The 10,593-nt window shown below is 72.0% G+C and carries 11 protein-coding genes and 1 tRNA gene; 6 read left to right on the top strand and 6 right to left on the bottom strand.

The annotated features are described in order from the left end of the window. Nucleotides 1-52 precede the first annotated feature (52 nt). Nucleotides 53-125 (bottom strand) — tRNA-Ala (locus ACFXI4_RS43280). Between the two features lie 184 nt (nucleotides 126-309). Here ACFXI4_RS43280 and ACFXI4_RS43275 point away from each other — a divergent pair. Beyond that, nucleotides 310-858 (top strand): helix-turn-helix domain-containing protein, encoded by a 549-nt coding sequence (locus ACFXI4_RS43275; protein ID WP_385002833.1) that lies wholly within the window; start codon nucleotides 310-312, stop codon nucleotides 856-858. Nucleotides 859-1,020: 162 nt separating this feature from the next. Continuing rightward, a complete protein-coding gene (locus ACFXI4_RS43270; RefSeq protein ID WP_385002830.1) occupies nucleotides 1,021-2,673 on the top strand; it encodes a serine/threonine-protein kinase in 1,653 nt (550 codons plus the stop codon). Here ACFXI4_RS43270 and ACFXI4_RS43265 read toward each other — a convergent pair. Together ACFXI4_RS43265 and ACFXI4_RS43260 are read right to left on the bottom strand one after the other, a co-directional pair. After that, nucleotides 2,637-3,968, bottom strand: a complete 1,332-nt coding sequence (locus ACFXI4_RS43265) for a hypothetical protein (RefSeq protein WP_385002827.1) — start codon at nucleotides 3,966-3,968, stop codon at nucleotides 2,637-2,639. The genes ACFXI4_RS43270 and ACFXI4_RS43265 overlap by 37 nt on opposite strands. 197 nt (nucleotides 3,969-4,165) lie before the next feature. Then, a complete protein-coding gene (locus tag ACFXI4_RS43260) occupies nucleotides 4,166-4,294 on the bottom strand; it encodes a DLW-39 family protein (RefSeq protein WP_003999697.1) in 129 nt (42 codons plus the stop codon). Nucleotides 4,295-4,656: 362 nt separating this feature from the next. Between ACFXI4_RS43260 and ACFXI4_RS43255 the strand changes: the two genes are divergently transcribed. From ACFXI4_RS43255 to ACFXI4_RS43245, 3 genes are all read left to right on the top strand, one after another. Next, nucleotides 4,657-5,004 (top strand): DUF6344 domain-containing protein, encoded by a 348-nt coding sequence (locus ACFXI4_RS43255; protein ID WP_385002824.1) that lies wholly within the window; start codon nucleotides 4,657-4,659, stop codon nucleotides 5,002-5,004. 211 nt (nucleotides 5,005-5,215) lie between these two features. Then, a complete protein-coding gene (locus ACFXI4_RS43250) occupies nucleotides 5,216-6,004 on the top strand; it encodes a GntR family transcriptional regulator (RefSeq protein ID WP_385002821.1) in 789 nt (262 codons plus the stop codon). After that, on the top strand, nucleotides 6,001-6,756 hold the full coding sequence (locus ACFXI4_RS43245; RefSeq protein ID WP_385002818.1) for a glycosyltransferase family 2 protein: 756 nt from the start codon (nucleotides 6,001-6,003) through the stop codon (nucleotides 6,754-6,756). Before ACFXI4_RS43250 ends, ACFXI4_RS43245 begins: the two co-directional genes overlap by 4 nt. 95 nt (nucleotides 6,757-6,851) lie before the next feature. Here the strand turns inward: ACFXI4_RS43245 and ACFXI4_RS43240 are convergent, their stop codons facing one another. The 3 genes from ACFXI4_RS43240 to ACFXI4_RS43230 are packed head-to-tail and all read right to left on the bottom strand — an operon-like array spanning nucleotide 6,852 to nucleotide 9,254. Next, nucleotides 6,852-7,796 carry an FkbM family methyltransferase gene (locus tag ACFXI4_RS43240; RefSeq protein WP_385002815.1) on the bottom strand — a complete coding sequence of 315 codons (945 nt, stop codon included), beginning with the start codon at nucleotides 7,794-7,796 and terminating at the stop codon, nucleotides 6,852-6,854. Nucleotides 7,797-7,799: 3 nt separating this feature from the next. Beyond that, nucleotides 7,800-8,003, bottom strand: coding sequence for a ferredoxin (locus ACFXI4_RS43235; protein WP_362724523.1), 204 nt, complete (start codon nucleotides 8,001-8,003; stop codon nucleotides 7,800-7,802). A 39-nt stretch (nucleotides 8,004-8,042) separates the two neighbouring features. After that, nucleotides 8,043-9,254, bottom strand: a complete 1,212-nt coding sequence (locus tag ACFXI4_RS43230) for an amidohydrolase family protein (protein WP_385002812.1) — start codon at nucleotides 9,252-9,254, stop codon at nucleotides 8,043-8,045. Between the two features lie 184 nt (nucleotides 9,255-9,438). Here ACFXI4_RS43230 and ACFXI4_RS43225 point away from each other — a divergent pair, with 184 nt between their 5' ends. Beyond that, entirely contained in the window at nucleotides 9,439-9,888 is a 450-nt protein-coding gene (locus ACFXI4_RS43225; protein ID WP_385002809.1) for a DoxX family protein, read from the top strand. Nucleotides 9,889-10,593: the final 705 nt, after the last annotated feature.

Raw genomic sequence — 10,593 nt, 5'->3', positions numbered from 1 at the left:
GATCATGCAAGACCCCTCCCGGATGGTGTCCGGGAGGGGTCCTGACCTGCTGTGGAGCCTAGGGGAGTCGAACCCCTGACATCCGCCATGCAAAGACGGCGCTCTACCAACTGAGCTAAGGCCCCGTACGGGAAGCCGCCGCCCCAGCGAGAGGTCCGCTGGTCGGTGCCGCAGACCAGAGTACCGGGTCACCCCCCGTACCTCGCAAAAAGATTGGGGGTCCCCGCGGATGACCACGCTCCGTAAGATGCTCGACGGGGTTCGCTGTAGCGAACCGTGGATTTTTTGGGGAAGCGATGGGGAGACGCAATGGACGCCGCACAGCAGGAGGCCACCGCCAGAGCGCGGGAGCTGCAGCGGAACTGGTACGGGGAGCCGTTGGGGGCGCTCTTCCGTAAGCTCATCGACGACCTGGGGCTCAACCAGGCACGTCTCGCGGCGGTCCTCGGACTGTCCGCGCCCATGCTGTCGCAGTTGATGAGCGGACAGCGGGCGAAGATCGGCAACCCGGCCGTGGTCCAGCGGGTTCAGCTGCTCCAGGACCTGGCGGCGCAGGTCGCGGACGGCAGCGTGAGCGCGGCCGAGGCGACCGAGCGGATGGACGAGATCAAGAAGTCCCAGGGGGGCTCGGTGCTCAGCAACACCACGCACACGACGAGCGGTTCGGGTGCGCCCACGGTCAAGCGGGTGGTCCGCGAGATCCAGTCCCTGCTGCGGTCGGTGGCCGCCGCCGGTGACATCATCGACGCGGCGGACAGCCTGGCTCCGACCCACCCGGAGCTCGCGGAGTTCCTCCGTGTCTACGGCGCCGGCCGCACGTCGGACGCGGTCACGCACTACCAGTCGCACCAGAGCTGAGCCACGGCCCGGTACACCGGAGGGGGTCCGGTGAGCCGGGCGGGGCCCGGCCCTGGCCGAGGGGGTCACGCGAGAGGGGTCGTATCGCTCATCGGGGGGAAGGCAACGGGGGTGTGAGGCAGGGGGAACGAGGGGACCAGAGGGGGAGGGCTACGGGCAGTCATGGGTGAGGTCTTCGCAGGCCGGTACGAACTGGCCGACCCGATCGGTCATGGCGGAGTGGGCGCCGTCTGGCGTGCCTGGGACCACCGGCGCAAGCGCTACGTGGCCGCCAAGGTGCTCCAGCAGAGCGACGCCCACGCACTGCTGCGCTTCGTGCGGGAGCAGGCGCTGCGCATCGACCACCCTCATGTCCTCGCGCCGGCCAGCTGGGCCGCCGACGACGACAAGGTCCTGTTCACGATGGACCTGGTCGCCGGCGGCTCGCTGGTCCACCTCGTGGGGGACTACGGTCCCCTGCCCCCCGCCTTCGTCTGCACGCTCCTCGACCAGTTGCTCTCCGGCCTCGCCGCGGTGCACGCGGAGGGCGTGGTCCACCGGGACATCAAACCCGCGAACATCCTGCTGGAGGCCAGCGGCACGGCCCGCCCGCGCCTGCGGCTGTCCGACTTCGGTATCGCCATGCGGTTCGGCGAGGCCCGGCTGACCGAGACCAACCTGGTGGTCGGCACGCCGGGTTACATCGCTCCCGAGCAACTCCTGGGTGCCGAGCCCGACTTCACGGCCGATCTGTTCGCCGTCGGCCTGGTCGCCCTGTTCCTCCTGGAAGGCGCCAAGCCGGACGCCAAGGCGCTCGTCCAGCTCTTCGCCGAACACGGCACGCCTGGAGCGCCCAAGGGCATCCCGGATCCTCTGTGGCAGGTCGTCGCCACTCTCCTCCAGCCCAATCCCGAGTTCCGTTTCCGCACGGCCACAGGTGCTCGCAAGGCGCTCGCCCAGGCCAGGGAGCTCCTCCCCGAGCCGGGCCCCGACGACGAGTTGATCGAGATCTTCGACCAACTGGGTCCGCTGCCCGCGGGGTTCGCTCCGCAGGGACCGTCGCGGGCGGCGTCGGGGGTCGATTCGCGGGGGGCGACGGGGACGGCGGGACAGACGGGGACGACAGGCAGAGCGGTCCCGACGGGCGCCACAGGGACGACGGACGCGCTGGGGCCGGCGGCACCCGGGCCGGGGCCGGGCACGGAGGCGGACAAGGGGACGGCGCCGGAGGCCGGCACCGCCCCGACCGGTCCCGGCGCCCTGCCGAAGGGCACGTCGGGCACGGTGTCGAACGACTCGTCCCGCCCGTCGGCCGACCCGGTTTCGGGCTCGGGCTCGGCGACCGGATCCCCGGCGGCGCACGGCGACGTGCCCCCCGCCACCTCCACCGGCGACACCGGCTCACCCTCGGCCCCGAGCCTGGGCCTGGGCCTGGGCCCGGCCGGCATGTCGGACACCGGCAGCTTCCGGCTCCCGCCGCCCGGGGCACCGGTTCCCCCCGCCGCGGAAGCGGAGCCGCCGCACCAGCCGCGGCCCACACCGCCGTCCCCGCCGTACGTCACCCACCAGCAGCCCCAGCCCCAGACACAGACACCCTGGCCCCCGGCGCAGCCCCTCCCCCCGGTGCAGCCGCACGCCGAGGCCACCGGTACCGCCACCTACACCGCCCGTGACCCGCAGTCGGTGGCGGTGGCCCCGCCGCCGTCGGCGCGTACCCACGGCCGGCGCCGGCGGCGGGTGCGGCGGCCGGGGCCGTCCGCGAAGGCCGCCGTGCCCGTCCTGCTGCTGGCGCTGGCCTGTTACGCCGTGGGCTTCTGGGCGTTGACCCGGATCTGAGCGCGGCGGGCGGTCAGTGTCCACACGCCCAGGACCAGGAGCAGGACGGTGCCCGTGCCGATTCCGCCGGCCGCGAGCGCCCGCATCGCCGTGTCGTCGTCTCCGGGGGCGGCGGCCAGGCCGCCGCCCTGGTCCGACGGCGGATCGAAGACGTTCTTCGGGACGGGTGAACCGGCGTAGTGGGGGCCGGAGTTCGGGGCGCCGTCGACGCGGACCCGGAGTGTCACGCCGTACGGCCCCTGCCCGAAGGTGGCCGCCGTCTGTCCGGTGAGGTGGACGACGAGGTAGTAGGCGCCGGCGAAGCGGACGGAGTTCTCCTCGCCGGGGACGGCGTACCGGTTGGCGTAGGCCACCGGTGGCAGGGGGGCGAGGGAGGACGCCTTCTGGGTGCCGTCGTAGCCGAGGGAGACGTCGCTGACGTAGCCGCGGACCGGGCTGTAGAGCGAGAGGTTGAGCGCGGCGCTGACATAGCCCTGGGCGTCGCCCGCGGTGCTGCCCAGTTCGACGGTGGCGTGCAGTTGCTGTCCCCAGTCGACCGGGACGGCGTAGTAGAGGGTCTGCCCCGGGGTGATTCCGGTCCGCCAGACGCCTGCGCCCAGGGTGCGGGCCGTGGCGAAGCCGGCGCCCGCGGTGCGGTGGCGGGGGTTGCCGGTGAGCGGCGCGGGGGTGGCGGAGTTCCAGGCCCCGGGGGCGGTGGTGGCACCGGACCTGGCCAGGGCCGGTTCGGTGGCGGGGGCGATCTCCAGGTCCCAGCTGCCGGGAGTCGTGGTCCGTGAGCCGGAGGCGAGCCGCTGGACGGTCACGTAGTAGGTGCCCGCGTCCTGGCACAGCGCCCTGCCCGTGTCCCTGCGTCCCAGCGCGGTGACCGGCCGGGGGCTCAGTCCGGCGCCGAAGCGGGCGCTGTCGTAGCCGCAGGAGACGCCGTTGGCGTCCTCGACGGAGACGCCGATGCCGTCGCTCGCGGAGACGGTGGCATCGGTCGGCGGGACGGCGGTGACCGGGACGTAGGCGGTGTCGGCGGCGGCGAGTTCGAGGCGGAAGTACAGTTCGCCCTTCTCCGGCAGGGTGCTGCGGTAGGTCCTGCCGGGCTCCAGCGGTGCCGCGGCCGCGGTGTCCGTCGCCGCGGCGATCGTGCGGGCGTCCGGGGCGAAGGCATAACCGCTGCCGCCGTCGGCCGCAACCGGAGAGGTGGGCAGAAGTGCCGTCAGCAGCACGGTCAGCACCGCCGTCAGCGGGAGAGCGGCCGTCGTACCGGTGCCCCGCCGTCCCGCCCCCGTGCGCCACCGCCGTGTCACGCGCGCCCCCAGCCGTCGCTCGTCGGCCTTCGAAGTCCTCAGCCTTCGAAGTCCCAGACCGGCCCCATACTGCCGTTCACGCCCCCGCGCCACCCGGCAATCCGTACGACCGTCCGAAACGCCCCCTCCCGGCCCCGGACAACGCAAAACCCCGACCGCGAGGCGGTCGGGGTCTCAGTGTCGTTCGTTGTCGGTACTCACGAACCCGTGGGCACGGAGTCAGTCGCCTCCGTCCACAGATCCTGCTCGGCGCGATCCGCCTGGATCTGGCGGTACACGAGGAGCCCGCCGATGGCGGCCAGTGCGACCAGGAGAAGCTTCTTCACCGCGCGACCTCGTCTCTTCCTTGACGTAGGGGACCTCTGGCGCCCGACTATACACACCGACCGATATCGATCGGTGACCTGGCATCCGGCCCCAACTCCGGCTCACCAGACGGTGTTGCCCGGCGTGCGGCACGTCGCCTGGCTGTTCCGGCCGGAGGGTGATCACACCTCCACGGAGGGTTACTTTGCACCCTCTCGCCCGCCTTCAGGCGCCTTTCTTGTGATTTTTCAGATCTCTTGCCTCCGTCCGGGTGGTGTTCATCAGAACATCGCCGCGCCACAGGTTGACGTCCCCCACTTCGCGATCCGCATACACATCATGAGGAAAGTACGCAAATCGCCCAACCCGAAAGTGAGGGGCCATGGCCCGGAACGCCAAGGTCATGAAGATGTGGACCGCCATCGTCACCGCCTTCCTTGCGCTCTGCACGGCGCTCGGACTCGTCTCCGCCGCCACCGCCACCGCGGTACCGCAGACCGAGACCCCGCGCAACAGCAACAGCGGCGACAAGCACGTCCCGGCCGGCCGGGTGATGATCCCGGCACAGACCCACTGGCTCTGGTCCCAGGCAAGGTCCCTGCCCCCCACGATGAAGCAGCGCATCCGGGCCGAGGCCCACGGCAAGACCCCCGGTTGCCGCCAGCGCCCCCTGGACACGACCGAGTCGGACGACCCGGCCGAACCCCCGGCGGCGAACCTCGACTGCTGATCCTCTCCAGCCGTCTCAGACGCAACGGCGCAAGGGCGACTTGCGTACGTACCAGCGCCTACTGCGACACAGATCCGCGACCGGGACCCGGCCGCGGGTCTTCGCATGCCCGGACCCGCCCGCGGGGCGTCCGGCAAAGGCTCGACCGCCGGCGGGGCGCCGGCAAAGGCTCGACTCCGCAACTCCTCCTGAGGAGTCGTAGGCTGAAACCGTGCCCAAGGCATACGAGGAGATCGCCGACGACCTCCGCCGCGCCATCAGGACCGGCGAGCCCGAACCCGGCGCGCGGCTGCCCTCCGAGGCGGAGCTGGCCCGGCACTACGGGCGGAGCGTGCCCACCGTCCAGAACGCGTTGCGCCTGCTGAGCGCGGAGGGGCTGATCGACAGGCGGCACGGCAGCGGCACCTTCGTGCGCAGGCCCCGCACCCGTGCGATCCGGGACAACACCCGGCACCAGTGGGAGAAGGACCGCGCCAGGATGCCGGAGGCCGCCCGCGCCGCGACGGGCGCGACCGAGCACGAGACCGGGCTGGTCCTCGACGACCTGGTCTTCTTCACCCGGTACCGCCAGCTGCGCGCGCCCGGCGGTCTCGCCGACGCGTTCGGGGTGCCGGAGGGCACGGTGCTCCTGGAACGCACCTACCGGACCCGGTACTCGGCCGAGACCGCGCCCTTCAGCCTGGTGAGCTCCTATCTCGTCCGGGACATGATCGCGGCGAACCCGGCGCTCCTGGACGAGAGCAGGGAGCCCTGGCCGGGCGGCACCCACCATCAACTGCACACCGTCGGCATCGAGGTCGGCCGTGTCGAGGAACGCTTCACCGCCCGACCGCCGACCCCCGAGGAGGCCCGGGAGCTCGACCTGCCGGCCGGCACCTCGGTGATCCTGCTGCGCAAGACCTCGTACGACATCCGTGACCGCGTCGTGGACATCACCGCGGTCACGCTTCCCGGCGACCGCACCGAACTGCTCTTCACCACACACCTGGAAAGGTGGTGAGCGCCGCCGTGAGCCGGTGCGTCACCGTCGTCACCGCGGTCCACGCACCGTCGGCCCGTTTCCTGCCGGAGGCGTACAGGTCGCTGTGCGAGCAGCGGCTGCCCGCCGGCTGGGAGTGGCGGTGGCTGGTCCAGGAGGACGGCTACGGCGACAAGGTCCGCCCGTACGTCCCGGACGATGCCCGGGTGTCGTTCCGGCAGGGCCGCACCGGCGGTCCCGGGGTGGCCCGGACTCTCGCGCTGGCCCGGGCCGAGGGGGCGTACGTCAAGATCCTCGACGCCGACGACCAGCTCACGCCGGGCGCGCTCAGCCGCGACCTCGCCGTCCTCGAAGCCCGTCCGGCGGTCGGCTGGGCCACCTCACGCGTTCTCGACCTGCTGCCCGACGGCTCCACGGCCGGCTTTCCCGGCGACCCGGCGCAGGGCCCGATCGAGCGCGGCACGGTACTCGAATCCTGGACGGCGAACGACTTCCGCGCCCCGGTCCACCCGGCCAGCCTCTTCGTCCGCCGGGAACTGCTGCTCGCCCTGGGCGGCTGGATGGCGCTGCCCGCCTCCGAGGACACCGGGCTGCTGCTCGCGCTGAACGCGGTGAGCCGGGGCTGGTTCACGGCGGAGGCCGGGCTGCTCTACCGCAAGTGGCCGGGGCAGGTCACCGGTCAGGCCGCCCATACCGATCCGGCCGAACGGCAGGCCAGGATGGCGGTCGTGGCGGCCCGGGCACGGGCGTTGGCGCAGTTCGGCTGGCGGTAGCCGGCGTCAGCCGGGCGCGGGTGGCGCGGCGGTGGCGGTCCACGAGGACACCGGGGCCGTGCCACCCGCCCATCCGGCCATCCGGGACGACATGGCTAGAGCGTCGCCGCGTCGGTCCGCGAGAACACCAGGTCGCTCTCCTGTGTCACCGGGCCGTCCCAGCGGACCGGGGCCACCGGCGCGCCGTACAGCGCCCGGGGGTAGCTGTCGGCCGCGTAGCTGTTGGCGAGCCGGTAGACGTGGTAGCCGGCGTCGGTCATGGTGCGCAGCAGGTCGTCCGCCGAGTCACCCAGCCGGGTCATGCGGTCGGGGGTGACCTCGACGGTGATCTCGGCGTCCGGGCGCAGCTTCTCCAGGAGCGGCGCCAGCCCCCGCACCACCGCGCCCTCGGCTCCCTCCACGTCGATCTTGATGACCCGCGCGGTCTCGATCTCCTCAGGCCGCAGCAGCTCGGGGAGCGGCACGGCCTCGATGTCGAAGCTCGACTCGGCGGGACCGTCCCAGGGCACGATGCTGTTGGCGCCCATGTTGGAGGAGCTGGCCAGCACGAAGGTCAGGGTGCGGTGGGCGTCGGAGACCGCGGCGTTGACCGCCCGGATGTTCCGGCAGCCGTTGAGCGCGCTCTGCTGTTCGAGGCGGCGGTGGAAGGCGGGGGAGGCCTCGACGGCCACGACCCGGCCCCGCTCCCCGACCAGAGAGGAGGCGAGGACGCTGAAGACACCGATGTTGGCGCCGACGTCGACGAAGCAGTCCCCGGGCGCCAGCCTGCCGCGCAGCCAGTGGGTCAGGTGCGGTTCCCACACCCCGAAGAGGTAGAGGTAGCGCTGGATGAGGTCCTGCGTGTCGACCGCGAACCGGGCGCCGGAACGCGTCCGGACGACCCGCCGGCGCGGGTGGTCGCGCAGGTAGGCGTTGAGCGCGCGGGCGGCGGGCGGCTTGCCCCAGGGAACCGGGAAGTCCCGGACGTAGCCGCGGCCGAGAGTGGCCAGGAGTTCGGTGAGCCCGGTGTGCCGCGTGGGTTCCGTGCCGGTGGTGCTCATCCGCTAGTCAGTGACCCTTTTCCCGTTGATCCGGATCGCCTGGGACGGGCAGCGCTCGGCGATGTCCCGCATCAGTTCGTCGTCCCCGGACTCCTCCCGTCCGGGCAGGACGAAACCGTACCCGTCCTCGAAGCCGAACACGGCGGGTGCCCGGAAGGCACACTCACCCGACCCATAACAGACATCGGCGTCGACGGAGACCTTCATGGGAAGTCCCCTGCCCAACGGAGGCCCCGCCGAACCGGGTTATGTGAAGGGCAGTTCCAGCATCCGGATGGCGTTCCCGCGCAGCAGCTTGTAGGCGACCTCCGGAGCCAGCCCGCCCACGTGTTCCTGGGCGACCCGCTTGGTCTCCGGCCAGGTCGAGTCGACGTGCGGGTAGTCCGTCTCGAAGGTCGCGTTGTCCACGCCGACCGTCTCGATCGCCTCGATGCCGTGCTTGTCGCGGAAGAAGCAGCAGAAGATCTGCCGGTAGTAGTACGTCGACGGGGGCTCGGGGATCAGGTCCTTGACCCCGCCCCAGGCCCGGTGCTCCTCCCAGACGTCGTCGGCGCGCTCCAGGGCGTAGGGGATCCAGCCCATCTGGCCCTCGCTGTAGGCCAGTTTGAGCCGGGGGAAGCGGACCAGGACCCCGGAGAAGAGGAAGTCCATCATCGAGGCCATGGCGTTGTTGAAGCTCAGCGAGGCCTGCACGGCGGGCGGGGCGTCCGGGGAAGCGGCGGGCATCTGCGAGCTGCTGCCGATGTGCATGTTGACGACCGTCCCGGTCTCCTCGCAGACCGCGAAGAACGGGTCCCAGTAGCCGGAGTGGATGGACGGCAGGCCCAGATAGGTGGGGATCTCGCTGAAGGTGACCGCCCGGACGCCCCGTACGGCGTTGCGCCGGATCTCGGCGACGGCCAGGTCGATGTCCCACAGCGGGATCAGGCACAGCGGGATCAGCCGGCCGCCGCTGTCACCGCACCACTCCTCGACCATCCAGTCGTTGTAGGCCCGGACACAGGCCAGCGCGACCTCCTTGTCCTCGGCCTCGGCGAAGGTCTGCCCGCAGAAGCGGGGGAAGGTGGGGAAGCAGAGGGAGGCCTCCACATGGTTCATGTCCATGTCGTCCAGGCGGGCCTTGGGGTCCCAGCAGCCGCGCCGCATCTGCTCCCGGGTGATGCCGTCGAGCGTCATCTCGTCCCGGGAGAAGCCGACGGCGGCGATGATGCGCTTGTACGGGAAGAGCAGGCCCTCGTACTCCCACCAGTCGGTGGTCTGGCCCTCGGGGTCGGTGGTGAAGCGGTACTTGCCGCCGACGTAGGCGAGTTCGCCGATGCCGGCGGTGAAGGGCTTGGGGCCCTTGTCGCGGTACTTGCCCGGCAGCCACCTCTCGAAGAGGTGCGCGGGCTCGATCACGTGGTCGTCCACGCTGACGACCCTGGGCAGATCCTGGGTGCCGGTCGCGTTCTCTGCCATGCCTACCCCCTGCTGCCTGCTTGGATACCCGCTTAGCTGACGGTCCATCAGATTTCGGTTCGGCTATCAGGCTAGGCCCAGGAGGCGGCGCCAGCAAGAGCCGCCGGACCCCTTGCGGCGCGCGCCGCCTTCCGCTGAACTGACGGATCGTCAGGTAAGTGGACGGATCCGGGGAGGGTGCGGGATGCAATCAGCCTTGCTGAGCGGTGCCGAGTGGTTCGCGGTACTCCGCATCGGGCTCGGTCTGTGGTGGCTGGAGAGCTGGCGGCACAAGGACAAGAAGCAGTGGTTCGGCGGCGGGGGCATCCGGTGGGCGGCCGGTGTCGCGGAGAAACACCGCTGGCCCGTGGTCCGGCGGGGCTTCGACGTCGTCGTCGCGCCGCGTCCCCGGCTGATGGCCTACGTGGTGGCGTACGCGGAACTGGCCCTGGGCCTCGGCCTGGCCTTCGGCTTCCTCACTCCGATCGCCCTGGTGGCCGGGTTCCTGCTCAACCTGGTCTACCTGACCCTCATGATCCACGACTGGGCGGAACAGGGCCAGAACCTGATGATGGCCCTGATCGCGGCGGTCGGCCTCTTCGCGATGTCCTGGCAGACCTGGTCCCTGGACTCCGCCCTGGGCCTGTTCACCTGAACCGCCTCAGCTGGACAACGGCACGCAAGCACCCCTGAGGGGCGCGGGGAACCGCGCGCCCGGCCACGACGAACCCGCAGCCGACCGACCGCTCGGACGCACCCCGAAGGACACGAGGCTGTGCCGATGCACACCCCCGCCACGTAGCCGCGAGCAACGACGCCGAGCCCACATCCACCGACGGTTCGCAAGCACCCCTGAGGGGCGCGGGGAACCGCGCGCCCGGCCACGACGAACCCGCAGCCGCTCCGCCGGCGCACACGGTCTCCCGGCGGAGCCCCCCGTGCCCGGCAGCAAGGAGCCGAAGATGACCGTCCCCCGGCGGAGCTCAGAGCGCTGCACTCCGCCCGTGCGCACCGCGCATACGCCCGCACCCTGGCCGTCTGCCGTCACGCGGGTGTCGACCCCGACGCGGCGCAAACGGCACCGACGAGCCCGGCCGGCCGGGCCGCCGGCGCGCTGCGGCTGTCGGCCCGATCCCTCGCCGCCCTGACGGAGACCGCACCGGACCCGGCGGCGGACGCCCGCTGCGCCCGTAACGCCGCCGCCACCGCGGCGCTGGCCGCACAAATGGCCGGGTCCACTGGACGACCGCCCCGAGGCGGCCACGGCCCTGGGCGCCGCCCTCACCGCGCCCCCGGGCCGCAGCGATGGCGGCCGGCGGTACCGCGGCGGGCATGGACACGGCCCTGAACACGGCGGCCG

The organism is Streptomyces sp. NPDC059224 (assembly GCF_042754285.1).
Lineage (GTDB): Bacteria > Actinomycetota > Actinomycetes > Streptomycetales > Streptomycetaceae > Streptomyces.
The sequence above is the reverse complement of the archived record's forward strand: the minus strand, read 5'-3'. Positions and strand labels throughout refer to the sequence as shown.

Coding starts and splice junctions, on each gene's coding strand:
- ACFXI4_RS43240 (WP_385002815.1), bottom strand. CDS start 7,796: ATGAGCACCACCGGCACGGAACCCACGCGGCACACCGGGCTCACCGAA.
- ACFXI4_RS43255 (WP_385002824.1), top strand. CDS start 4,657: ATGGCCCGGAACGCCAAGGTCATGAAGATGTGGACCGCCATCGTCACC.
- ACFXI4_RS43235 (WP_362724523.1), bottom strand. CDS start 8,003: ATGAAGGTCTCCGTCGACGCCGATGTCTGTTATGGGTCGGGTGAGTGT.
- ACFXI4_RS43275 (WP_385002833.1), top strand. CDS start 310: ATGGACGCCGCACAGCAGGAGGCCACCGCCAGAGCGCGGGAGCTGCAG.
- ACFXI4_RS43270 (WP_385002830.1), top strand. CDS start 1,021: ATGGGTGAGGTCTTCGCAGGCCGGTACGAACTGGCCGACCCGATCGGT.
- ACFXI4_RS43230 (WP_385002812.1), bottom strand. CDS start 9,254: ATGGCAGAGAACGCGACCGGCACCCAGGATCTGCCCAGGGTCGTCAGC.
- ACFXI4_RS43225 (WP_385002809.1), top strand. CDS start 9,439: ATGCAATCAGCCTTGCTGAGCGGTGCCGAGTGGTTCGCGGTACTCCGC.